General features: G+C 74.0%; 20 protein-coding genes. 8 read left to right on the forward strand and 12 right to left on the reverse strand.

The genetic code is table 11. The annotated features are described in order from the left end of the window. Positions 1-39: 39 nt before the first annotated feature. Both ACFTXQ_RS22335 and ACFTXQ_RS22340 read right to left on the reverse strand, forming a co-directional pair. Complete coding sequence (locus tag ACFTXQ_RS22335; protein WP_382643343.1) at positions 40-549, reverse strand: DUF6643 family protein; 510 nt, start codon at positions 547-549, stop codon at positions 40-42. Positions 550-795: 246 nt separating this feature from the next. Continuing rightward, positions 796-1,974 (reverse strand): glycosyltransferase, encoded by a 1,179-nt coding sequence (locus tag ACFTXQ_RS22340; RefSeq protein ID WP_382643410.1) that lies wholly within the window; start codon positions 1,972-1,974, stop codon positions 796-798. A gap of 574 nt (positions 1,975-2,548) precedes the next feature. Between ACFTXQ_RS22340 and ACFTXQ_RS22345 the strand changes: the two genes are divergently transcribed. Further along, a complete protein-coding gene (locus ACFTXQ_RS22345; RefSeq protein WP_382643345.1) occupies positions 2,549-3,340 on the forward strand; it encodes a glutamate racemase in 792 nt (263 codons plus the stop codon). 30 nt (positions 3,341-3,370) lie between these two features. Here ACFTXQ_RS22345 and ACFTXQ_RS22350 read toward each other — a convergent pair whose 3' ends face one another. Beyond that, entirely contained in the window at positions 3,371-4,531 is a 1,161-nt protein-coding gene (locus ACFTXQ_RS22350; RefSeq protein WP_382643412.1) for a serine hydrolase domain-containing protein, read from the reverse strand. Between the two features lie 139 nt (positions 4,532-4,670). Further along, complete coding sequence (locus ACFTXQ_RS22355; protein ID WP_382643347.1) at positions 4,671-5,567, reverse strand: alpha/beta hydrolase; 897 nt, start codon at positions 5,565-5,567, stop codon at positions 4,671-4,673. Between the two features lie 107 nt (positions 5,568-5,674). Between ACFTXQ_RS22355 and ACFTXQ_RS22360 the strand changes: the two genes are divergently transcribed. Further along, positions 5,675-6,715 carry a helix-turn-helix domain-containing protein gene (locus tag ACFTXQ_RS22360; RefSeq protein WP_382643349.1) on the forward strand — a complete coding sequence of 347 codons (1,041 nt, stop codon included), beginning with the start codon at positions 5,675-5,677 and terminating at the stop codon, positions 6,713-6,715. Positions 6,716-6,766: 51 nt separating this feature from the next. Here the strand turns inward: ACFTXQ_RS22360 and ACFTXQ_RS22365 are convergent, their stop codons facing one another. Then, positions 6,767-7,354, reverse strand: coding sequence for a TetR/AcrR family transcriptional regulator (locus ACFTXQ_RS22365; RefSeq protein ID WP_382643351.1), 588 nt, complete (start codon positions 7,352-7,354; stop codon positions 6,767-6,769). A gap of 80 nt (positions 7,355-7,434) precedes the next feature. Here ACFTXQ_RS22365 and ACFTXQ_RS22370 point away from each other — a divergent pair, with 80 nt between their 5' ends. The 5 genes from ACFTXQ_RS22370 (at position 7,435) to ACFTXQ_RS22390 (ending at position 12,588) form a co-directional block, all read left to right on the forward strand. Further along, positions 7,435-8,478: an FAD-dependent oxidoreductase gene (locus tag ACFTXQ_RS22370; protein WP_382643353.1), complete on the forward strand. Its 1,044-nt coding sequence runs from the start codon at positions 7,435-7,437 to the stop codon at positions 8,476-8,478. 91 nt (positions 8,479-8,569) lie between these two features. Then, on the forward strand, positions 8,570-9,085 hold the full coding sequence (locus ACFTXQ_RS22375) for a hypothetical protein (RefSeq protein ID WP_382643355.1): 516 nt from the start codon (positions 8,570-8,572) through the stop codon (positions 9,083-9,085). A gap of 43 nt (positions 9,086-9,128) precedes the next feature. Beyond that, a complete protein-coding gene (gene lnt / locus ACFTXQ_RS22380) occupies positions 9,129-10,745 on the forward strand; it encodes an apolipoprotein N-acyltransferase (protein WP_382643357.1) in 1,617 nt (538 codons plus the stop codon). A gap of 36 nt (positions 10,746-10,781) precedes the next feature. Beyond that, positions 10,782-11,267: an NUDIX domain-containing protein gene (locus ACFTXQ_RS22385; RefSeq protein ID WP_382643359.1), complete on the forward strand. Its 486-nt coding sequence runs from the start codon at positions 10,782-10,784 to the stop codon at positions 11,265-11,267. Positions 11,268-11,397: 130 nt separating this feature from the next. Beyond that, a complete protein-coding gene (locus tag ACFTXQ_RS22390; RefSeq protein WP_382643361.1) occupies positions 11,398-12,588 on the forward strand; it encodes an acyltransferase family protein in 1,191 nt (396 codons plus the stop codon). Positions 12,589-12,592: 4 nt separating this feature from the next. Here ACFTXQ_RS22390 and ACFTXQ_RS22395 read toward each other — a convergent pair whose 3' ends face one another. Both ACFTXQ_RS22395 and ACFTXQ_RS22400 read right to left on the reverse strand, forming a co-directional pair. Further along, positions 12,593-13,372, reverse strand: coding sequence for a trypsin-like serine peptidase (locus ACFTXQ_RS22395; protein ID WP_382643363.1), 780 nt, complete (start codon positions 13,370-13,372; stop codon positions 12,593-12,595). A 113-nt stretch (positions 13,373-13,485) separates the two neighbouring features. Continuing rightward, positions 13,486-14,961 (reverse strand): hypothetical protein, encoded by a 1,476-nt coding sequence (locus ACFTXQ_RS22400; protein WP_382643364.1) that lies wholly within the window; start codon positions 14,959-14,961, stop codon positions 13,486-13,488. 160 nt (positions 14,962-15,121) lie between these two features. Between ACFTXQ_RS22400 and ACFTXQ_RS22405 the strand changes: the two genes are divergently transcribed. Beyond that, positions 15,122-16,411, forward strand: a complete 1,290-nt coding sequence (locus ACFTXQ_RS22405; RefSeq protein ID WP_382643366.1) for an ATP-binding protein — start codon at positions 15,122-15,124, stop codon at positions 16,409-16,411. Between the two features lie 367 nt (positions 16,412-16,778). On the opposite strand, the gene ACFTXQ_RS22410 is transcribed toward ACFTXQ_RS22405, so the two are convergent. The 5 genes from ACFTXQ_RS22410 to ACFTXQ_RS22430 all read right to left on the reverse strand — a co-directional run bounded on the left by ACFTXQ_RS22410 (position 16,779) and on the right by ACFTXQ_RS22430 (position 21,955). After that, positions 16,779-17,378: a hypothetical protein gene (locus ACFTXQ_RS22410; protein ID WP_382643368.1), complete on the reverse strand. Its 600-nt coding sequence runs from the start codon at positions 17,376-17,378 to the stop codon at positions 16,779-16,781. Further along, the gene (locus tag ACFTXQ_RS22415) at positions 17,375-18,976 is read right to left on the reverse strand and encodes a serine/threonine-protein kinase (RefSeq protein WP_382643370.1); all 1,602 of its coding nucleotides are present in this window, start codon (positions 18,974-18,976) and stop codon (positions 17,375-17,377) included. Before ACFTXQ_RS22415 ends, ACFTXQ_RS22410 begins: the two co-directional genes overlap by 4 nt. 97 nt (positions 18,977-19,073) lie before the next feature. Then, the gene (locus tag ACFTXQ_RS22420) at positions 19,074-20,330 is read right to left on the reverse strand and encodes a Tm-1-like ATP-binding domain-containing protein (protein WP_382643372.1); all 1,257 of its coding nucleotides are present in this window, start codon (positions 20,328-20,330) and stop codon (positions 19,074-19,076) included. A gap of 48 nt (positions 20,331-20,378) precedes the next feature. Beyond that, positions 20,379-20,858: an NUDIX domain-containing protein gene (locus tag ACFTXQ_RS22425; protein ID WP_382643374.1), complete on the reverse strand. Its 480-nt coding sequence runs from the start codon at positions 20,856-20,858 to the stop codon at positions 20,379-20,381. A 68-nt stretch (positions 20,859-20,926) separates the two neighbouring features. Continuing rightward, positions 20,927-21,955 (reverse strand): cation diffusion facilitator family transporter, encoded by a 1,029-nt coding sequence (locus tag ACFTXQ_RS22430; RefSeq protein WP_382643376.1) that lies wholly within the window; start codon positions 21,953-21,955, stop codon positions 20,927-20,929. Between the last annotated feature and the right edge of the window lie 79 nt (positions 21,956-22,034).

A 22,034-nucleotide genomic window follows, 5' to 3' on the forward strand; every position in this document is an offset into this window, starting at 1 on the left:
GAGCCCCCTCCTCCGCCCCAGCGGATAACCGCGCTCGGATCAGTAGCCGCGTCCTTGGTAGGGGCGGCCGTACGGGTCCTCGTACGCGGCGGCCGGCACCGGCGCGGGAGCCGCCATGGGGCGCGGCGCGGCCGGCCGCATGGCCTCGTACCCGGTGGCCGCGGCGACCGGCCGGGGCTGCTGCGGCTGGGGCTGCGGGATGTATCCCGCGCGGGCCGCCACCGGCTGCTGCTGCGGGATGTAGGGGGCCGGTGCGTGCTGGAGCGGCATCGGCTGAGGGGCGGCCTGCTGCGGGTACGGATACCCGTAGCCCGGGGCGTTCTGCTGCTGCGGAACCGCCGCGGGGAGCGCGGGCAGCGCCGAGGCGAGGGCCGGCAGGTACCCGCCGCTCGAATAGCCCGCGCTCGGGGAGTCGTAGGCGGCCGGGACGCGGATCGGGGCGATCTGCGGAGTGCCCCGTTCGGCGACGAGGGAGTCGTAGATGGGGGTGTCCGGGAAAGAGGGCGCGGAGTAGTAACCGCCGCCATAAGTGGAGCGGGGGGAGGTCATGGGACCTAAGTTAAGCCCACGACTTCACCGGGTCCATAGCGAGGTGTCCCGAACACCCCCCTGACCTGCATATTCGCAGGTCAGGGCCACAGCTTTCACTTGGCGTTCACGTGCACGATTCGTCACTTCCACCCCACCTTGTTCGTACTCGTACTCACCGGTTGTGCCGTGCACCGATTTCGTGCTGACGCAGCGTCACACCGCGGTGACCTCGGATGACGCTGTTTCGGGCGGCAGTTCGCCGTTTCAGGCGTCGCTGGGACGGGCATAGGTACGGCCCTTCCACGCCGCTCCGCGGCCCCGGTAGTGCTGGACGGCCGAGTCGACGGTCATCAGGAGGTACAGCAGCGCCGTGAGCGGAAGCAGCGGCGCGAGCGCGGCGGGCTGGCGGTAGTAGCGCAGCATCGGCAGGTAGGTGCCGGCCATCAGCAGCCAGGCCAGGCCGCCGGCCCACGCGAGCGCGGGGCGTCCGGCGGCGAGCCCCGCGAGGAGGGCGGCCGGGGGCACGAGGTAGACGAGCACCAGGCCCGCGACCGTGCCGGCGAGCAGGAGGGGCTGGTGGCGCAATTGGGCGTAGGCGCTGCGCGACACCATCCGCCAGAGGTCGCCGAGCGCCGGGTACGGGCGCACGCTGTCCACCCGTTCCGCCAGCCCGAGCCAGATCCGGCCGCCGGAGCGCTGGACCGCGCGGGCGAGGGAGACGTCGTCGATGACGGCCTGGCGGATGGCGTCGGGGACGCCCGCCCGCACGGCGGTCTCGGTGCGCAGCAGGACGCAGCCGCCGGCGGCGGCCGCGGTGCGGGAGCCGGGGCGGTTGACCCGGCGGAAGGGGTAGAGCTGGGCGAAGAAGTACACGAAGGCGGGAACGACGAGCCGTTCCCAGAGGCTGATGGCGCGCAGGCGCGCCATCTGGGAGACCAGGTCGAGGTCGGCGGAGGTGGCGGCGGCGACGAGCTCGCGGAGGCTGTCGGGCTCGTGCGCGATGTCGGCGTCGGTGAGGAGGAGGTAGTCGGGCTCGGCGGCGTGCGCGGTGCGGGCGAGCGCGATGCCGTGGCGCAGGGCCCAGAGCTTGCCGGTCCAGCCGGGGGCCGGGTCGCCGGGGGAGGTGACGGTGAGGGGGAGGCCGGGGTTCTCGCGGGCGAGGCGCAGGGCGAGGGGGCCGGTGCCGTCGGTACTGCCGTCGTCGACCAGGATCACCTCGGCTTCGCCGGGGTAGTCCTGGGCGATGAGGGAGGGCAGGCTGCGGGGCAGCACCCCGGCCTCGTCCCGGGCCGGGACGACGATCGCGACGGACGGCCAGCGGGCGGGGGCGGTGCGCGGGGGGAGGCGGACGTCGGTGCGCCAGAACATGCCCTGGGCGAGGGTGAGCCAGAGCCAGGCGGCGAGGGAGGCGTAGGCCGCGGCGGCGGCGGTGAGGAGGCCCATGGCGGCAGTGTGCCGGTCCCTGCGGGGCATGTCGCGCACCTCGCCCCTCGGGCCTCGCCGCCCGCCCTGCCTGGAGGGCCGCTCTGGCGCGGCTACAAGACCGGGGCTCCGCCCCGTGCCCCGCGCCTCAATCGCCGGCGGGGCTTGATGGGGTTGCTCCGGTGTGTGGGTGCGGCTGCAGGACCGGGCTCTGCCCCTGTGTCCCGCGCCTCAATCGCCGGCGGGGCTTGATGGGGTTGCTCCGGTGTGTGGGTGCGGCTGCAGGACCGGGCTCTGCCCCTGTGTCCCGCGTCTCGATCGCCGTGGGGCTTGATGGGGTTGCTCCGGTGTGTGGGTGCGGCTGCAGGACCGGGCTCTGCCCCCGTGCCCCGCGTCTCGATCGCCGTGGGGCTTGATGGGGTTGCTCCGGTGTGTGGGTGCGGCTGCAAGACCGGGCTCTGCCCCCGTGCCCCGCGCCTCGATCGCCGGCGGGGCTTGGTGGGCCGCCCCACGGGCCCGTCCCGTGGCGGAACGATTCGCCGGGTCGTCGGGGTCGTCCCCGTCCCGGGGCGGGGGTGTCGACTAAGGTGGGCGGGTGAAGATCGCGCTTATGGACTCCGGAATCGGCCTGCTTGCGGCGGCCGCCGCGATGCGGCGGCTGCGGCCCGACGCCGATCTCGTCGTCTCCTCCGACCCCGACGGCATGCCCTGGGGGCCGCGGACCCCCGCCGACCTCACCGAGCGGGCGCTCGGGGTCGCCCGGGCCGCCGCCGCGCACGAGCCCGACGCGCTCATCGTGGCCTGCAACACCGCCACCGTGCACGCGCTGCCGGCCCTCCGCGCCGCGCTGGAGCCCGGCATCCCGGTCATCGGGACCGTACCGGCGATCAAGCCCGCCGCGGCCGCCGGCGGCCGCATCGCGATCTGGGCCACCCCCGCCACCACCGGCAGCCCCTACCAGCGCGGGCTGATCGACGAGTTCGCCGCCGGGGCCCGCGTCACCGAGGTGCCCTGCCCCGGCCTCGCCGACGCCGTGGAGGCGGCCGACGACGCCGCCGTGGCCGCCGCCGTCGCCGCGGCTGCCGCACTGACCCCGGCCGACGTCACCGACGTGGTGCTCGGCTGCACCCACTACGAGCTGGTCGAGGGCTCCATCCGGGCCGCCCTCGCCGCCCGGAGCCAGGGCGCCGAACCCGTCTACCACGGCTCCGCCGACGCCGTCGCCATCCAGGCGCTGCGCCGCCTCGGCACCGGGCCCGAGCCCGGCCTGCCCGCCACCGGCGGCCTGACCGTCCTGCGCAGCGGCCGTCCGGGCGTGCTCCCCGCCGCCGCCCTCGAGTACGCCGAGGGCCGACTGCTCGCGGCCCAGGGCGCGCCCGTCGCCTGACCGGCGGGGAACGAACTCAACGACGGACGGCTACGGCCGTGCCGCCTGACCGGTGCCGCACATCGCCTGCCCGTACAGCGTCTTCAGCGCGTCGTCGATGGGATGGTGCTGCGGCTTGCCCGAGGAGTCCGGCCCGTTCCACCTCTGGAGGTTGACCGCGACGGACATCTGGCGCTTGCCGTCGGCGCGGGTCAGGGAGATCGTCCCGGCTCCCCAGACGGTGCCGTCGTGGCCCCAGAAGGTGCCGCAACCCTCGACGTCGACCTTGTGCAGGCCGAGGCCGTACTGGATCGTCGATCCGTCCAGGGCGACGACCGGGACCGTGCGCTGCATCTCCGCCAGCGACGACCGGCTGACGATCGCGCCGTCGAGCAGCTTGCCGTAGAAGAGGTTGAGGTCCTCCACGGTCGAGACGAGAGCGGCCCCCGTCCCCGTCCAGGACATGTCGTAGACGCTGTAGTCGCGCGGCGGGTCGAGTGCGCCCCACAGGGCTTCGTACATCCGCGAGTGCGGACCCTTGATGCGCGTCCCGGTCGGGAACCCGGTGTGCCGCAGGCCGGCACGCTCGATCACGTTCCGGGTGATGTAGTCCTCGGCCGGGATACCGGTGACGTGCTCCAAGAGCTCTCCGAGGAGCAGGTAGTTGGTGTTGGAGTACACCCCTGTGGGGCCTCCGGGCTCGCCGGCGGGAGGTGCGCTGAGCCCCAGCTCGATCAGCTCGGCCGGGCGGAACTTCCGGAACCGGTTGTCGTCCAGGCTCTCGGGCGAGGCCGTCCGGAGGGACGGGAAGGCATAGCGGATGTAGTCGGGGATGCCGCTGGTGTTGTTGAGCAGCATCCGCACGGTGATCTTCCTGCCGCGCTCTCCGGGCACCAGCTGCGGCAGGTGGTCACCGATCGGCGCGTCGAGCCGGATCCGGCCCTGCTCGACCTGCTGCATGACCGCGGCGGCGGTGAAGGTCTTGGTGATGCTGCCGACCCGCTGCCGCATGTCGGGGCTGACGGGCCGGCCGGTCGTGACGTCGGCGACCCCGGAAGCGCCGCGCCAGGTCCGGCCGGCATCGCGCACCTCGGCGTACACCCCCGGCATCCCCGCGCGGTGGACACCGTCCAGGGCGGACTTCAGCTCCGCGGGATCGACGCGGGCCGGCGCGGTCCGGCTGCCGCCCGGCGCGGGAGCCGCCGCCACCATGCCCGCACAGGCGATCAGCGAGGCCGCGCTTCCGAGCAGCATCAGTCGGATCTTCATGACGCCCGTCCTTTCGTGATCAGTGAGTTCAACGGGAACGAGTTCAACGGCAACGAGTTCAACGGGAACGAGTTCAACGGGTTCACCCGGCCAGAGCGCGGCGCAGAACGGCGCCGAGCTCGGCGTTCTGCCGCTGCGAGACGTCGGCGAAGAGCAGCGCCTGCGATCCGTGGAAGGTGCCCGCCCACTGGTGGAGCTCGACGGACACGCCCGCCCGCATCAGGCGCAGGGCGTACGCGATCCCCTCGTCGCGGTTCGGGCAGAACTCCGCGGTGGCGATGTAGGCGGGAGGCAGCCGGGACAGGTCGGCGGCGCGCGCGGGAGCGGCGTACGGGGTGGCGGCCCGGGAGCCCAGGTAGTGCCGCCAGGCCGCCGCGAGCTTGTCGCGGTCGAACCAGGGCGTGTCGGTGAAGTTCCGCGCCGACCACGTGTCCTGGCGGTCGTCGAGTCCCGGCTGGTTGAGCAGCTGGAAGCGGATCGGCGGGCCCTGCTCGTCGCGCGCCCGCAACGCCACCGCGGCCGCGAGCCCGCCGCCGGCGCTGTGGCCTCCGACCGCGATCCGCGCCGGGTCGATGCCGAGGTCGGCCGCGTGCCCGGCTGTCCAGTTCAGTACGGCGTAGGCGTCGTCCAGGGCGGCCGGGAAGGGGTGCTCGGGCGCCAGCCGGTAGCCCACCGAGATCACCGTCGCCCCGGACAGGGAAGCGACCCGGGCGGCCCACGGGTGCTCGGTGTCCAGGTCACCGAAGACCCCGCCGCCGCCGTGCAGCCAGACGACGGCGCCTTGTGCCCGGTGCGGCCGGTAGACCCGGACCGGCACGTCCGGATCGGCGGCCACGGTGTGGTCCTCGACCTCCATGTCCGAGGTGTCCGGCGCGGGCGCCGCGGCCGCATGCTCGGCGAAGTCCTTGCGTGCGGTGACCGGGTCGTTCATGTCGAGTTGCGGCAGGAACGGGATGAACGCTTCGAGTTCGGGGTCCATGACGGCCATCCTCATGGCCGTCGACCGGCGGGTCACCCGCCATCCGTCGCGCATCCCGCCCCGATCACGCACCGATCGGCGCAGCCGTCTCCTTCTATCCTTCTGCCATGGAGGCACTGGCCGTTCGGCTGTCGGGACTGGATCCGTACGTCGACGGGGCGATGCGCATCGTCGCGTTCTACGACACGCTGATGCGCCGGCGGGTGGACCTTCCGGCGCTCGCCCGGGCCTCGGCGGGCCTGGCCGAGTGCGTGGCCGGGATCCGGCTCCACGGCACGGGCCGGGCGATCCGCGTCTCGTCCGACGGCGGGCAGGCGTCCGCCCCTCCGGGACCCGCGTCCACCTCGGTGCCGATCACGCTCGACGAGGAGGAGATCGGCAGGGTGTGGCTGGAGCGGCCCGGCCCGCCGAATCCGCTCGACGACGTGCTCCTCGACCGGCTCGCCATCGCCGCCGCGGCCGTCGCCGAGCGGTACGGGCCGGCCCGCACGACCATGGCCGACCCCGCCCTCATCGAACTGGCGATCAGCGCCGACACCGACGACGCGGCGAGGGCCCGGGCCCTGCGCCTCCTGGGCTTCGCCGCCGAACTGCCCCTCCAGGTCGTGGCCGTACGCGCGCCGCTGCCGCTCCCGCTGGACCGGATCGGCGGGCTGGTCTGCCCGGCCCGCCCGGTGAAGGCGGCGCCGCTCGCCGACGTCGGCGTCATCCTGGCCACCACCGTGGACGCGGCCCGCTTCCCGGCCGGTGTGCGCGCCGGCGTCGGCGCCGCGGACAGCCCCGACCGGTCCTGGCGGGAGGCGCGTACCGCGCTCCGCTTCACGACCCCGCGCGAACCCGTCCTCAGGCACGCCGACTTGGGGGCGCTGGCGCTCCTGGCCGAGGTGCCGCCGGACGCGGCGCGGGGGAACGCCGACGTGGCCGCCATCGCGCGCGTCGCGGCCAACCCGGAAGACCTGGAGACGCTGGCCACCTACTGCGCCACCGGCTCCCTGCGCCGGGCCGCGGACCAACTCCACCTGCACCACAGCAGCATCGCCCGCCGCCTCGAACAGATCGCGAAGGCCCTGGACATCGAGCTCACCGAGCCGATGGGGCTGACGCGGGCCAGGATCGCACTCACGGCTTGGCGACTCCTCGAGAGCTGAGGAGCACCGGCCCGGCCGCGGGCCGTTCCCCGCCGCTGCGCCGAGGACGCGTCACTTCTCCCCGGGTGATACGGACGCCAGCAGGTCGGAGGTGAAGCGGTCGAGGTCGTCCAGGCCCGCCGCGGCCAGGGTGGCCGGGGCGCCCGCCAGGAGGTGGGGGATCGCGCCGTGCAGGGCGAGGGTGAGGGCGCGGGCCTGCTCCGGGCCGGCCGGCAGGCCCGCCGAGCGCAGCAGGTGCGCGTGCGCCGCGAAGTCCGACGCCGCGATCGGGTCCAGGAGGGCGGCCAGCCAGGGCCGTCGCGTCGCCTCGGTCTGGAGCTCCAGATAGGCGAGGACGCGCGGCCGGCCGGCCCCGGCCACGTTCCGCAGCAGTTCGGCGAGCAGCGCAGCCAGTTGACGCGCGTCGGCGGGCCCGGGCCCGGCTCCCGCCAGGGTGTCGGCGAGCGCCCGGTACTGCTCCAGGCAGCGCTCGGCCACCGCCCGCAGGAGCGCGTCCCGGGTCGGGAAGTAGTTCTTGGCCGTGCCGGTCGGCACGTCGGCGGCCGCGTCGACGGCGCGGTGCGTCAGCCCGCGCCCACCGGTCTCCGCCAGTACGACGATGGCCGCGTCCCGCAGCCGGTCCCTCCGGTCCTGATTCACGTTGCCAGCTTAACCACATCCGTGGTACCACAGATGTAGTACCACGGATGTGGTGGCATGGTGACCGTGAGGGGTGGGGCATGCGCAGTCAGGGAGAGGCCGTCGTGGTCGGGGCAGGAGTCGGCGGGCTCGCCACCGCCATCGGGCTGCGCCGTGCGGGCTGGGCGGTGACGGTGCTCGAGCGCCGCGCCGAGCTCGAGCGGTACGGAACCGCCTTCGGGATCCACCCCACCGCCCAGGCCGCGCTCGACCGGCTCGGCCTCGGCGACGCGCTGCGGGCGCGGGCGGTCCCGTACCGCGACGCGCGGATCCGGCGTCCCGACGGCAAGGTGCTGGCCGCCCTCCCGCTCGAACGGATCGAGCGCAAGGCCGGCCGCCCCGAACTGCTCGTCTCCCGCCCCTACTTGATCGACGCGCTGCACGCCGAACTGGACCGGCTCGGCGGCGTGGAGATCTCCTACGGCCGGCCGCTCACCGACGCGGCCGGTATCCGGGCCGACCTCCTCGTCGGCGCCGACGGCATCAACAGCACAGTCCGCACCGCGCACTTCGGCCGGAACAGCGGCCCGCGCCCCCTCGGCACGGTCGCCTGGATCGGCATCGCCGGCTTCGAGACCGGGGTGTACGGCGAGACCTGGGGCAGGGGCCGCTTCTTCGGAATGACCCCCGTCGAGCCCGGCCGCACCAACTGGTACGCCACCGTCCCCGAGGCCACCACGGCCCGGGAAGTGCGCGACGCCTTCGCCGGCTGGCACGACCCCATCCCGCGCGTCCTGGCCGAGACCGATCCCGCCACCTGGATCCGGTACGAGATGCGCCACCTCCACCCCGCGCTGCCCGCCTTCGTCGCCGACGGCCGGATCGCCCTCGTCGGCGACGCCGCCCACGCCATGACCCCCAACCTTGGCCAAGGGGCCTGCACCGCCCTGCTCGACGCGGAGGCGCTGACCCGCGCCGTCTCGGCCGTCGGAGCGGCCGGGCTGCCCGCCGCCCTGCGCGCGTACGACGCCGAGCGCCGCCGCAGCGCCCAGCGCGTCGCCTTCGGCTCCCGGAGCCTGCACCGTTTCATGACCGTACGCCGCCCCGGCCTGCGCGACGCCCTGGTCAGCCTGCTGCCCCGCTGAGCGGGGGCAGCCGCCGCCCGTCCGCCGCCGCGCTGGACCGAGTGGGCGAGAGGCGGTGGCGCGCATGCGGAACGTGAGTACGCTGCTACACATGAAGGGTCACCCGCCGGGCCCGTTCTGGACGGGCCGGGCCTCCAACCGTGCGCAGTGGCTGCTCGCCGCGGCCGGTGCGGCCTGTCTCGCGCTCGGCATCGAACTCGCCGTCGACAACGCCTGGACCACCGGCATCGTCCCGCTGCTCATGTCGGTGATCGGCTGCCTCGCCGTGGGGCTGCTCATCCTCTACGGCACGCTCGCCTTCGTGCACGTCGCCGTCACCGTGGACTCCGAGGTCCTGGAAGTCCGCTGCGGCCACATCGGGGTGCCGCGCCGCAGGATCCGGCTCGCCGAGGTGACGTCCGCCGAGTTCATCCCCCGCATCACCCCGCAGCAGTGGGGCGGCTGGGGCTACCGCTGGCGCCCCGAGAAGGGCACTGCGGTCATCGTCCGCCGCGGCGAGGGACTGGAACTGAGACTCGGCGACGGAAAGCTCTTCACCGTGACCGTCGACGACGCGGAGAACGGCGTCCGGGTCATCCGCACCCACCTCCGGGCCCTCGCCCGCTAGGGCCTTACCGGCCCTTGGTGCCGGAGAACGTACACTCCGCCAGATGAGCAGCAGTGTCACCCGCGCGGCCCGGAACGAACCCTCGGACTCCGCCGACGGAGCCCGGTCCGAAACCGCGGCGCCGCCCGCCTCCACCCTCAAGCGGAAGGGCGCCGGGGCGGTCCGCGCCCTGTCGGCGGCCCTCGCCGGGGTGCTGCTCTACATCGGCTTCCCGCCCCGCCCCCTGTGGTGGCTGGCCCCCCTCGCCCTCGCCCTGCTGGCCGGCTGCCTCCACGGCCGCCGCGCCCGGGCCGGCTTCGGCCTCGGATTCCTCGCAGGCCTCGGCTTCCTGCTGCCGCTGCTCGTCTGGACCGGCGAGGAGGTCGGCCCGGTGCCGTGGCTGGCGCTGGCCGCCGTCGAAGCCCTCTTCATCGGGCTCACCGGCCTCGGCATCGCCCTCGTCAGCCGCCTCCGCGCCTGGCCGCTGTTCGCCGCCGCCGTCTGGGTCGCGGGCGAGGCGCTGCGCGCCCGGGCCCCGTTCGGCGGCTTCCCCTGGGGCAAGCTCGCCTTCGGCCAGGCCGACGGCGTCTTCACCCCGCTCGCCGCGCTCGGCGGCACCCCGCTGCTCTCCTTCGCCGTGGCCCTGTGCGGATTCGGCCTCTACGAAGCCGTGCGCACCGCCCGCGCATACCCCCGCCGCGCCACCGCCGCCCTGGCCGCCCTCACCGTCGCCGCCCCGATCGGCGCGGGCCTGGCCGCCCGGCCGCTCGTCTCCGACACGGCGCAGGACGGCACCGTCGTCGCCGCCGTCATCCAGGGCAACGTGCCGAGGCTCGGCCTCGACTTCAACTCCCAGCGCCGCCAGGTCCTGGACAACCACGCCAACCGGACCATCCAGCTCGCCGAGGACGTCAAGGCCGGCCGCGCCCCGAAGCCCGACTTCGTCGTCTGGCCGGAGAACTCCTCCGACCTCGACCCGTACTCCGAACCCGACGCCTACGCCGTCATCGACAAGGCCGTCAAGGCCATCGGCGTGCCCGTGGCCATCGGCGCCGTCGTCGCCCCGGATACCGGCCCGCTGCGCAACACCATGATCCTCTGGGACCCGGTGTCCGGCCCCACCGCGACCTACGACAAGCGCAAGATCCAGCCCTTCGGCGAGCGCATCCCGATGCGCTCCTTCGTCCGGCTCTTCAGCGCCGACGTGGACCGCGTGCGCCGCGACTTCGGCCCCGGCAAGGAACCGGGCGTCTTCGACATGGCCGGCAGCCGCGTCGGCATGGTCACCTGCTTCGAGGCCGCCTTCGACGACGCCGTCCGCTCCACCGTCCAGGGCGGCGCCCAGGTGATCGCCGTCCCCAGCAACAACGCCACCTTCGGCCGGACGCAGATGACCTACCAGCAGCTCGCCATGGACCGCATCCGCGCCGTCGAGCACAGCCGGACCGTCCTCGTCCCCGTCACCAGCGGGGTCAGCGCCGTCATCCGGCCCGACGGGCGGATCGTGCGGCAGACGGAGATGTTCACCGCGGACGCGCTGGTCACCGAGATCCCGCTGCGCTCCACCGAGACCCCGGCCACCCGCTTCGGACCGCTCCCGGAGTACGCGCTGCTGCTCGTCGCCGCCGGCGGACTCGGCTGGATCCTGACACGCCGGATCCGCGCCCGACGGACCGGCTGAGGCCCGGCCGCCGCCCCGGTCTCGTAGGGTCTGGGGATGACCACTCCCGAATTCATCCTCGACATCCGGGCGACCGCCGGGAACCGGCTGCTCCTGCTTCCCGGCGTCACCGCGGTCGTGTTCGACGACCTGGGCCGGGTACTGCTCGGCCGCCGCGCCGACAACGGCCAGTGGGCGCTGGTGGGCGGCATCCCCGAACCGGGGGAGCAGCCCGCGCTGACCGCCGTGCGCGAGGTGTACGAGGAGACGGCGGTGCGGTGCGTACCCGAACGCGTGGTCCTCGTCCAGATGCTCGAGCCGATGACCTACCCGAACGGCGACGTCTGCCAGTTCCAGGACATCACCTTCCGCTGCCGGGCGACCGGCGGCGAGGCGCGGGTGAACGACAGCGAGTCGGTCGAGGTCGCCTGGTTCGCGGTGGACGCGCTGCCGCCGCTGGACCCGTTCTCCCTGGACCGCATCGACCGGGCCCTGCGCGACGAGCCCACCTGGTTCGAAACCCCCGCCGAGCTCATGGGGTAGGGCCCCGGCCGCCCCCGTGCGCCGTCCCGCTGCCCGGCCCGCCCTGCGGACTGACTGTAAGCGCCATGTAAGGTTCCGCAGACCTGAAGGCGGTAATCGGACAGTCGTACGTTCAAGGGGCGGTCGGGGAATGAGAGAGCGCGTTTCAGTCGGGGATCCGCAGCCGTCCGGCCGCACGGGTCCCGGATCTCCCGCTCCCCGCCTGGCGGTCCTCGACGGCGTGCGGGTGCTCGCGGCGCTCGCCGTGCTCTTCTACCACTACGTGGTCCTCGCGAGCGCCTGGGGCGGGGCGACGGCGGAGGTCTTCCCGACCGCCCACAGGTTCGCCGTCTACGGCTGGCTGGGCGTCGAGATCTTCTTCTTGGTCAGCGGCTTCGTCATATGCATGAGCACCTGGGGACGCACCCTCGGCGACTTCGCCGTGTCCCGCGTCTCCCGGCTCTTCCCCGCCTACTGGGTGGCCGCGGCCTTCACCTCGCTCGTGCTGTTCGCCTCGCCCGAGGTGCGGCAGATCAAGAAGTACACCGACGTCGTCGTGAACCTGTCGATGCTCCAGGGCGGCCTCGGGGTCCCGCACATCGACGACGCGTACTGGACCCTCTTTGTCGAGCTCAAGTTCTACGTCCTGTTCGCCCTCGTCGTCATGTGCGGGGTCACCTACCGCAACTGCGTCCTGTTCTGCGGGCTGTGGACCCTCGCCGGAGTGGTGGCCCCCACCGCCGACAGCGGCGTGCTGTCCTTCTTCGCGGTACCGTCCGCGTCCCCGTACTTCATCGCCGGCATCGCCTTCCACCTGATGCGCCGCTTCCGGCCGAACGCCGTCCTGTGGGTCATCGTCGGCGTGCAGTTCCTCCTCGCGCAGCACTACGTGACCGACCGCATGGTCTCCAACCTCGGCCGCGGCGTCACCGCGCAGACGCCGTCCTGGCCCGCCCACGTGATCATCCTGCTCGGCTTCATCCTCATGGCGGCCCTCGCGCTCGGTGCCCTCGACGGCATCCGCTGGCGCTGGCTCCCGCACGCCGGAGCGGTCACCTACCCGCTCTACCTGATCCACATGATGGCCGGGCTCACCGTCATCCACCACTTCCGCCACCAGGTGGCGCCCGTCCCGCTGGCCCTCGGCGTGACCGCCGGCATGCTGGTCCTCGCCTGGCTCATCCACCGGCTGGTCGAGCGTCCGCTGGGCCGCGCACTGAACGCCAGCCTGCGCCGCGGACTGCAGGACATCCGGCTGGCGACCCCGGGCCGGCCCGGGCTCGAACGGCTGCCCGCGCAGCCCGCCGCGCCCGAGGCGGAGCGCATCCCCGCCGCCCGCTAGGCGGTCAGTCGGCCACGGACGCCTCCCGGTAGAGCTCCACCGCCTGGTCGCCCATCACCGCGCTGTACGAGACCTCCGGAACAGTCCCGCCGCCCTCGTAGCCGCCGAGCACCCCCGCCAGCGCGCCGTCGACCAGCCACGGACTGCCGCTGGTGCCGCCGCTGAGGTCCGGGCAGTCGATCCGGCGCTGGGTCCCGGAGAGCAGCGAGGTGGTGTTCGCGCAGCGCAGCGGGGTCTGGGTCGTGCGCGGGTAGCCGATCACGGTCACCGTGGCGTCGGCCGGCTGCTCCGCGGCCACCGGGAAGCCGCCCACGAGATCCTCGACCGCCCCGCTCCGCCCGCCGTCCACCGGGGCCACCGTAGCGAAGGCGATGTCGGCGTCCGGGTCCTCGCCTTCCCGCCAGCCCGGGGCCACGTACACACCGGTGAGCTTCCAGACGCCGTACGGGGCCTCGCCGTCCCGGTAGCCCGGCGCGAAGACCGTGGTGTCCGGGTCGCCCACGCAGTGCGCGGCGGTGGCGATCACGTCGTGGCCGTCGCTGCGCACCACGGCGGCGGTACAGAAGTGCCCGCCGTCCAGCCCGCCCGAGAACAGGGCGCCCACCCGGTCCGTCGCGGCGGTCGGCGGGGCCTGCGCGGTGACGCCGAGCGGCGGCTCGGCGAGGGCGTCGGGCACGTCCACGCTCAGCAGCGCGGCCATGGCCGCCAGGGCGAGGAGGATCCGTGACGCCCGCCGGGCACGAGCGCGGGAGCGGCCGGTCTGGGGGTGGGTGCGGTGGATCATGAGCCGAGCCTGCCCCGCGAACCTATGCCCGGAGCCCGTAATTCCGTATGAATCCGCTGTGAATCCGGTGGTCCAGGTGTGAAATCCGGACGGGACGGGGGCCCAGCCCTCCGCTACTGCGGGCCGCGCCGTTCGTAGACCGTCACCCGGCGGCCCCGGACCTGCCGGTCCTCCACCACCGTGAACCGCTCCCGCAGCACCGCCGCCTTCGCCTTGTCCCGCGCCGCCGAGGGCGCCTTCGCCACCTGCGCCGAGTCCGTCACCAGCAGCACCCGCCGCTGTGCCAGCAGGGCCGCCCGGATCCGCGCCGGGTCCGCCTCCTCGCCCTTGAGGGTGGCCGAGGCCACCGGGGTCTCGGCCAGCGCCACGTCCGCCAGGCCCGTGAAGGCGCCGGGCGAGACCAGTGCGGTGTCCCGCCGCGCGGCCGGAACGAACAGCACCGCGTCCCCGTCCCGCTTCAGCCGTGTCACCTCGCCGGCCACCGACAGGACGTCGTCGACCCGGCTCGCAGGCGCCCGCTTGCCCAGCTCCACCGGCAGCAGCGCCAGCACCGACACCCCGACCACGCCCGGCACCAGCAGGCCCGACGCCCTCGGGAACCGGGGCGCGAGGGCCCGTACGGCAGCGCCCAGGGCCGCGCCGATCAGCAGCGCCAGACCCAGCATGGAGAACAGCACGTACCGGTCGAGGAACATCGGCTGCACCAGCGAGATCCCGATCAGCCCCAGCTGCGGAACCACCAGCAACGGCAGCCCGACGGCGGCCGCGGACAGCCGCCGCCCTACCGGGCGCCCCGCCCGTGCGCAGAGCCCGCCGATGGCGAACAGGATCCCCGGGCCGATCAGCATGTGCCAGGTCAGCGGCGGTATCCACGACACCTGGTCGGACTGGGTGCGGCTGAACAGGATCAGCGGCAGCGCCCCCGCCACCGCGCCCGCGCCGTACGCCGCCCACCGCAGCCACACCCCGCGCCCGGCCCGCACCCACCACAGGGTCGCCGCGTGGGCGGGCAGGACCAGCAGCGACAGCCAGTTCAGCAGGGCGCACACCAGCACGGTGGTCCCGTACGCGGTCCAGCGCGGCCAGGCCCGCCGCCCGGGCCGGTCCTCCCCGAGGAGGGACACCAGCAGCAGCGTCGACAGCCCGGCCCCGGCCGCGACCAGCGCGTACGGCCGGCCCTCCTGGAGGTAGAACTGCACGGCCGGCAGCAGCCCGAGGGCCAGCCCGCCTCCGAGCCCCGCCCAGAACCCCGCCAGGCGCCGCCCGATCACCGCCACGCACGCCGCCGCGGCGGCGACCGCGAGCACGGACGGCAGCCTCAGGGTCGTGGTACTCGCGCCGAACACCTCGAAGAGGCCGTGCATCAGCAGGTAGTACAGCCCGTGCACGGCGTCGACGTTGCCGAGCATGCGCCAGATCTCGCCCGCCGAGCGCCCGGCCACCTGCCAGGTCGCCGCCTCGTCACGCCACACGCTGTCCTGCCGGGAGAGCCCCCACACGCCGAGCGCCAGGGTCCACAGGACCGGGACCGGCCACACGGGAGGGAGCCGCCGGGAGCCGGGTATGCCGTCGGATATGTCGGAAGTCATGAAGCTGCGCTGGTCCTCGGGGCGGGGCGTGGGCGGAAGACACCAGTCTATGGACGACACGGACGGTTTCCGGACCCCGTGTTGTGCAGTGCGGAACGTGATCGCCGAGCCCGCCCGCCCCTAGCCTCGCCGCAGGAGCACGAACGAGGGGCGGTACCCGGTGAACTGGCTCATCCACGACTACCGCGAGAGCGATCTCGCCGCAGTGGTGCATCTGATCGACACGACGGCCGAGCTCGGCCAGGAGTCCGTCTTCTCGCTCGCCGAGTGCATCAGCGCCCTGACCGACCGGCAGCCCTGCGTGGTCGCCGTCCACCAGGGCGTCCCGATCGGCGCGGCCCTCGCCTGCGTCACCGGCGAGCGGGCCTGGGTGATGCGCATCGCGATCGCCTCCGGCTGGCGCGGCCGCGGACTCGCCAGCGCCCTGCTCGTCGAGCTGGAGCGGCGCCTCATCGCCGCCCGCGTCGGGCGGATCGCGTACGTGCTGCCCGAGGAGGACCTCCTCGGCGAGGGCCTGCTCAACGCCGGCTACACGCGCCAGCCCGCCGTCGCCTACTTCGAGAAGACCGAGCCGCTGCACGGACCGGCGGCCGGGCTCCTCGCCGACCTCGGCGGCAGGTTCCTGCAGGGCGACCTGTGGACCAAGGTCGCCGGCATGGAGAAGGAGAAGGACCTCATCGAACGGCGCGTGGTGCTGCCGCTCGCCGAGCCCGAACGCGCCGCCTCCCACGGGGTGCGGCCCCCGCGCGCCATCACCCTCTTCGGCCCGCCCGGCACCGGCAAGACCACCTTCGCCCGCGCCATCGCCTCGCGCCTCGGCTGGCCCTTCGTGGAACTGCTGCCCTCCCGCCTCGCCGACGAGGGCAACCTGGCGGCCGCCCTGCGCGACGCCTTCGCCCGGATCGCCGAGCTGGAGCGGGTGCTCGTCTTCATCGACGAGGTCGAGGAGATCGCGCCCGTACGCACCGAGCCCGCGCAGCCCGGCGGGATCCACGGGGTGACGAACGAGCTGCTCAAGCTGATACCCGGCTTCCGGGAGGGCGACGAACGGCTGCTGGTCTGCGCGACCAACTCCATCCGCTCCCTCGACCCGGCCTTCCTGCGCCCCGGCCGCTTCGACTACCTGATCCCGATCGGCACCCCGGACGCCGGGGCCCGCGCCGCGATCTGGTCCCGCTACACGGCGGGGCGCGCGGACGTGGACGTGGCGGCGCTGGTGGCGGCGACCGAGCTGTTCACTCCGGCCGACATCGAGCACGCGGCGCGGATCGCGGCGCAGGTCTCCTTCGAGCGGGACCTGGAGGCGGTGGGCGCGCGGGGCGCGGCGGCCGGGCAGCTCGGCGCGACCACGCAGGACTACCTGGCGGCGGCCCGGCAGTGCCGGCCGACGGTGACCCCGGCGATGACGGGGGAGTTCGAGGCGGACATCACGGCCCACGCCCGGTTCTGAGCTCCGTCCCCCGGTTGCGGCGGGGGACGGGATGACGCAAAACGGCCCGCAGCCACTCCCCAAAGCGGCTGCGGGCCTCCCGCGCGGACTTGTGGTCGGGCGGGACGGCCACGTTCCGCGGGGGTGTATCGCCGGCCGGAACGTGGCGCGCAGGGGTGCCGGAGGTCGTCCGCAGAGCCCTCTTCAACACCAAGCCGAGTCAACCAGGGAGCGTGGCGGCCGCGCTTCGGCCGGACGGCCACGGCCTCCCCGGCCGTAAGGACGGCCGTTCGGGACCATCATCGGACCGAACGGCCGAGTGGGGCGCCGTCCGGTCACGGGCTTTGTCATCTCCGGGCGCCGCCCGGGCGGCAGCCCGCCGGTCCGGCTAGCGGGAACAGCGGTACGTGAACTCCGCCGCGGCGGTGCGCGGACCCGGCGACAGCAGTTCGAGCTCCGCCTTCGCGGCGTAGGTCCCCGAGCCCTGGAAGGTCCACAGGAGGTGCAGCCGGGCCTCCCGCTGCCCGCTCGGCACCCGCTCCGTCAGCTGCCCGGACCGCGTGCCGTCGCTGCGGAGCCAGCGGTAGGTGAGGGTTCCCGGGCGCCCGTTGGTCCGTACGACGGCGACCACGTCCGCCGCCGCATCGCAGGCCGGGCCCTGTGGATCGGCGGTCACGACCACGTCGCGCACCTCCAGGGCGGGCCCGAACCGCTGCCACCCCAGGTAGGCGAGGACCGCCAGCAGCACCACCGCGGCGAGCGCGTACCGCCGCAGGCCGGCGCCCCGCCGCCGCCGTGCGGGCGGGGCGGCGACGGTCAGGGGGAACGGCGCGGGCATGGCCGCCGTGACCCCCGGACCGAACCGGAGCACCGAGCCCTCGACCCGGTCGGGAGCGGCGTCCGCCGGCTGCGGGGGCCCGCTGAACCAGTGGCTGCCGAGGACGGTGGCGCTGTAGTCGTCGTCCTGCGGGGCGCGCGGATCGCTCATCGGGGTGGCTCCTGACAGCGCAGCAGGTACTGGGAGTCGGACGCGGACTGGTTCCCGGCCGCGGGCTTGGTGGTGACCCGGACACCGCCGTAGCAGCCGCCGCTCCGGTTGAAGGTGTGGCTCAGGACCTTCGAGGCCGACGAGCCGGCCGGCACGGTGAAGGTCTCCGTTCCGGTGGACACCGAGAACGCGCCCTGCGTCCAGTCCTGGTACCACTGCACGACGACCGTGACCGTCCCGGTGCCCTCGGAGGCGAGGCTGACGGTCGCGTCCGCCCGGTAGACGCCGGGTTTGAGCGCGACGTCGACCTTCGTGACCTTCAGCGTCGGGGTCGGGGTCGGAGTGGGGGTGGGCGTCGGCTTCGTCGACCAGCTCACCGTCGGAGTCGGCATCGTGGTCGGGCTGTACGAGGGCGACGGCGAGGCCGACGCGGACGGGCTCGGGGACGCCGATGGGGACGGAGACGGGGATGCGGAGGGCGAAGCGGACGCGGAGGGAACAGGCGTCAGGGAACCCGGACCGGGCGGGGCCGCGCTCGTCGTGGCGAACGCGCTCACCGCCGAGGCCCCGCCGGGGGTTCCGCCGATCGCGTCCGTCGTGAGTACCAGAACCGCCCCCAGCACCAGGGCCACCCCCGTCGCGAGCCAGCCCCGCCGGCCAGGGGCCCAGCCCGAGCCGCTGCTCAGCGTGGTGGTCGCCAGCGCCGTGGTGCCCTCCACGGGCGGGCTCGCGGAGGGGAACAGCAGCGGCAGCAGCGCGGCGAGCGCCGCCAGTTTGCGCTGGCCGCGCTCCTCCCACTCGGGCCCGTACGCCGCGAGCGCCACCTGCTCCAGCTCCGCCACGAACGCCTCGGCGTTCTCCGGCCGCTGCTCGGGCACCTTGGCCAGTCCCCGCCTGATCAGCGGGCGCACGGGCTCCGGGGCCTCGGTCTCCGGCACCGGCGCCTCGATGTGCTGGACGGCGAGCTCGGCGAAGTTCTCCCCGTCGAAGGGCTTGCGCCCGGTGAGGCACTCGAAGAAGGTCGCCGTCGCCGCGTACACGTCGGCCGAGGGCGAGGCCGGCCGGCCCTGCCACTGCTCGGGCGCCATGTAGGCGGGGGTCCCGGCGACGCCGGGCGTGGTCCCGCGGCCCGCCGCGATCCCGAAGTCCACCAGCTTCGACGAGCCGTCCGCCGCGACCAGCACATTCTCCGGCTTGTAGTCCCGGTGGACGACGCCCGCCCGGTGCGCCGCCGCCAGCCCCAGCAGGGAGCCCTTCAGCACGACCAGCGCGGCCTCGGCGTCCGCCCGCCCGGCCTGCTTCAGCAGCGCGCGCAGGGAGATGCCGTCCACCAGCTCCATCACGATGGCCGCGCCGCCGGGCGCCTCCACGTACTCGTACAGCCCGACCACGTACGGGGACCGCAGCCCGCCCAGCAGGCGGGCCTCGGCCCGGAACTCCCGTACGAAGGCGGGGTCCTCGCGCATCCGGTCGCTGAGGTACTTCACCGCGACCGCCGTGCCCGTACCGTCGTGGACGGCGAGCACCACGCGGCCGCTGCCGCCCGAGCCCAGCTCGCGGATCTCCGTGTATCCGGGGACCGCCCACGCGTTCGTCATCGTTCCCGCCCCCCTGCCTGCCGTGGCGCCACTGCGTCCCTGGGGACGTGGTTTCCGCCACGGCCGGTTCCCAACCGTGCGGGGTGACGGCGGGGGCTCAGGCCGCGGCGGACACCGCGCCGATCATGGCGTGCAGCCGGTCGGCGGCCGCCCGTCCGAAATCAGGGTCGTTGATGTGGGTGTCGTAGTCGTAGAGCCGTGCGGCGCTGCCCCGCAAGCCCTCGCGCAGTGCGGAGAACAGGGCCAGGTCCGCGTCGGGGTCATGGTAGGGCCCGCCCGGCGCGCCGAGCGTGGACAGTCCGCGCAGTGGGACGCAGACCGCCGTGGGACCGGTCGCCGTACGGAGTTTCGCGGCGACGCGGCGGCCGAGCTCGGCGCATTCGGCCTCGGTCGTACGGATCACCGTGATGGACGGGTTGTGGACGCGGACCCGCCGGTAGCGGGCCCGCTCGGGCAGGGTCTCCAGGGGGCCGAACTTGACCATGTCCAGCGCTCCCAGGCTCACCACCTGCGGTACCCCGGCCCGCCCCGCCGCGCTGAGCCGGTCGGGGCCGGCGGTGAGGATGCCCCCGCACAGGTCGTCCGCGAGCTCGCTGAGCGTGAGGTCGAGGACCCCCGCGAAGATCCCCTGGCCGGCCAGGGTCTCCAGGGTGCGTCCGCCGGTCCCGCTGACGTGGAAGACGAGCACCTCGTAGCCCAGTTCGGTCAGGCGCTCGCGGGCGGCGTCCACGCCGATCGTGGTCACGCCCGCCATGCTCGCCGCGATCAGCGGGCGGTCGCCCGCTCCGAGCCGGGCCGGGCGGCGCAGCTCCAGCGAGGCACGGGCGAAGGCCCTGGCCATCCCGGCGATCGCCTCCACCGCGTTGCCCAGGACGGGGGCGGAGATGCTGTTGATCCCCGCGATGTCCACGACGCTGTACATCATCGTGATGTCCGAGGATCCGACGTACGGGGCCACGTCCCCGGACGCCATGGACGAGACCATCAGCTTCGGTACGCCCAGCGGCAGGGCGCGCATCGCCCGGGTGGCGATGGAGGTGCCGCCGCTGCCGCCGATCGCGAGCACCCCGTCCAGCCTGCCCTCGGCGTGCAGGCGTAACAGGGTCGCCTCTGCGCCCCGCGCCATCGTGGTCACGGCCGCGCCCCGGTCGGCGGCCGCGCGCAGTTCCGACAGTTCCGTTCCCGCGGCCCGGGCCACCGCGTCACGCGGCACATCGGCGGGCACCCGGGGCTCGCCCATCACTCCCGTGTCGACCAGTACCACCTCGACGCCGGCGCGCAGCAGCCTCTCGCGCAGCCAGCCGTACTCCACACCCTTGGTGTCCAGGGTTCCCACCAGCACGACGTTCGTCATATGTGCAATGTCCACGCAGGTGGGGATTGTTGGCAAGTAAAGGTCGAGTCAACCCTTCAGTAACCTCAACAGCCGCTCCAGGAAGGGCATTTGGGAGGGAATCAGCTTGGTTTCGGCCGTCGGGGGAGTGAACCAGGCCACCCGGTCGAGCTCGGGGAACTCCTGAACGGTCCCGGAGTGCGGCGGCCACTCCATGGTGAAGGTCCCCGGCACCATCAGCGCGGGATCGAGGTCCGCCTCCACCGCCCAGATGGTCACCAGCTTCCCGCTGCTCAGCCGCACCTCGCCGAGCGCGAGGTACTCGCCGTCCGGCGGCGGCAGCCCGAGCTCCTCGGTGAACTCCCGGCGGGCCGCGTTGCGCGGGGTCTCGTCCGGCTCGTACTCGCCCTTCGGGATGGCCCAGCCACCCTCGTCCCGCCCGGCCCAGAGGGGACCGCCCATGTGCCCCAGCAGGACCTCGACCCCGCCGTCCCCGTCCTGGCCGGTCCGCCGGAACAGGAGCAGGCCGGCGCTGCGCTTGTTCGTCATGGGTCCATCTATGCCCCGTACGGGGACGGGTCAGCGGATCGGCGCTCCGGCGGTCGTGCCGTCCTCGCTCAGTGGTCGTGCGGGTCCTTGTGGTGGACCGGACCGTGCGCGTCCGCGCAGTGCGGGTCGAAGCCCGTGTCCGGGACGCCGGCCTCGCCCGCCCGGCCCACCGTCAGCAGGGAGTCCTGCACGTGGTCCACCTGGAGGGTGGTGTGCGTGATCCCGTACTCCTTGGCCAGCAGCCGCTCCAGGTCACGGCGCACCGCGTGGCAGTCACCCGCCGGCTCCACCAGCACGTGCGCCGAGAGCGCCGCCTGCCCCGAGGTGATGGTCCAGATGTGCAGGTCGTGCACCTCGGTCACCGGCGGGTGTCCGACGAGCCGGTCGCCCACCGCGTCCGGGTCCACATGGGCCGGGGCGGCCTCCAGGAAGATCCGGCCGGACTCGCGCACCAGCCCGTACCCCGCCTTGACCATCAGCACCACCACCACGAGCGTGGCGATCGAGTCGGCCTGCCGGAACCCGGTGGTGAGCACGATCAGACCGGCGACGGCGGTCCCGATGAAGGCGAAGAGGTCGTTCAGGATGTGCTGGTAGGCACCCTCGACGGCCAGCGAGGACCGGTTCGCCTTCGAGATGCACCAGGCCGCCGCCACATTGACCACGATGCCCGCGAGCGCAGTCACCAGGACCAGCCCGCCCTCCACCGGGGGCGGATCCAGCAGCCTGCGCACCGCCTCGTACGCCAGCCAGACCGCCAGCAGGAGCAGGGTCAGGCCGTTGGCCTGGGCGGAGAGTATCTCCGCTCGCTTGAGGCCGTACGTGAACCCGCCGCGCGCCGGGCGGGCGGCCAGCCGCATCGCGATCAGCGCGAGGACGATCGACACGGCGTCGGTCAGCATGTGGGCGGCGTCGGAGATCAGGGCCAGCGAGTGGGCGACGACGCCGATGACCACCTCGACCGCCATGAAGGCGCCGATCAGGCCGAGGGCGATCGCCAGCCAGCGCCGGTCGGCGTCCGCCGCCACGCCGTGGCTGTGGCCGCCGTGGCCGTGCCCGTGGTCGTGGCCGTCGTGCGCGTGGTCGTGCCCGCTCATGGCATCCCCCGTTTGTTCGGTTCCGACGCGTGAAGTGAAGCGCACCTCGCCGCGATCGGCAAAGGCTGCAACGGGGACC

Source organism: Streptomyces sp. NPDC057010 (genome assembly GCF_042673805.1).
Taxonomy (GTDB): Bacteria; Actinomycetota; Actinomycetes; order Streptomycetales; family Streptomycetaceae; genus Streptomyces.

What these genes read in the sequence shown, in the direction of transcription:
- ACFTXQ_RS22335 (WP_382643343.1), bottom strand. Translation starts at nt 549, where the DNA reads ATGACCTCCCCCCGCTCCACTTATGGCGGCGGTTACTACTCCGCGCCC.
- ACFTXQ_RS22340 (WP_382643410.1), bottom strand. Translation starts at nt 1,974, where the DNA reads ATGGGCCTCCTCACCGCCGCCGCCGCGGCCTACGCCTCCCTCGCCGCC.
- ACFTXQ_RS22350 (WP_382643412.1), bottom strand. Translation starts at nt 4,531, where the DNA reads ATGGTGGCGGCGGCTCCCGCGCCGGGCGGCAGCCGGACCGCGCCGGCC.
- ACFTXQ_RS22355 (WP_382643347.1), bottom strand. Translation starts at nt 5,567, where the DNA reads ATGGACCCCGAACTCGAAGCGTTCATCCCGTTCCTGCCGCAACTCGAC.
- ACFTXQ_RS22360 (WP_382643349.1), top strand. Translation starts at nt 5,675, where the DNA reads ATGGAGGCACTGGCCGTTCGGCTGTCGGGACTGGATCCGTACGTCGAC.
- ACFTXQ_RS22370 (WP_382643353.1), top strand. Translation starts at nt 7,435, where the DNA reads ATGCGCAGTCAGGGAGAGGCCGTCGTGGTCGGGGCAGGAGTCGGCGGG.
- ACFTXQ_RS22375 (WP_382643355.1), top strand. Translation starts at nt 8,570, where the DNA reads ATGAAGGGTCACCCGCCGGGCCCGTTCTGGACGGGCCGGGCCTCCAAC.
- lnt (WP_382643357.1), top strand. Translation starts at nt 9,129, where the DNA reads ATGAGCAGCAGTGTCACCCGCGCGGCCCGGAACGAACCCTCGGACTCC.
- ACFTXQ_RS22385 (WP_382643359.1), top strand. Translation starts at nt 10,782, where the DNA reads ATGACCACTCCCGAATTCATCCTCGACATCCGGGCGACCGCCGGGAAC.
- ACFTXQ_RS22390 (WP_382643361.1), top strand. Translation starts at nt 11,398, where the DNA reads ATGAGAGAGCGCGTTTCAGTCGGGGATCCGCAGCCGTCCGGCCGCACG.
- ACFTXQ_RS22395 (WP_382643363.1), bottom strand. Translation starts at nt 13,372, where the DNA reads ATGATCCACCGCACCCACCCCCAGACCGGCCGCTCCCGCGCTCGTGCC.
- ACFTXQ_RS22400 (WP_382643364.1), bottom strand. Translation starts at nt 14,961, where the DNA reads ATGACTTCCGACATATCCGACGGCATACCCGGCTCCCGGCGGCTCCCT.
- ACFTXQ_RS22410 (WP_382643368.1), bottom strand. Translation starts at nt 17,378, where the DNA reads ATGAGCGATCCGCGCGCCCCGCAGGACGACGACTACAGCGCCACCGTC.
- ACFTXQ_RS22415 (WP_382643370.1), bottom strand. Translation starts at nt 18,976, where the DNA reads ATGACGAACGCGTGGGCGGTCCCCGGATACACGGAGATCCGCGAGCTG.
- ACFTXQ_RS22420 (WP_382643372.1), bottom strand. Translation starts at nt 20,330, where the DNA reads ATGACGAACGTCGTGCTGGTGGGAACCCTGGACACCAAGGGTGTGGAG.
- ACFTXQ_RS22425 (WP_382643374.1), bottom strand. Translation starts at nt 20,858, where the DNA reads ATGACGAACAAGCGCAGCGCCGGCCTGCTCCTGTTCCGGCGGACCGGC.
- ACFTXQ_RS22430 (WP_382643376.1), bottom strand. Translation starts at nt 21,955, where the DNA reads ATGAGCGGGCACGACCACGCGCACGACGGCCACGACCACGGGCACGGC.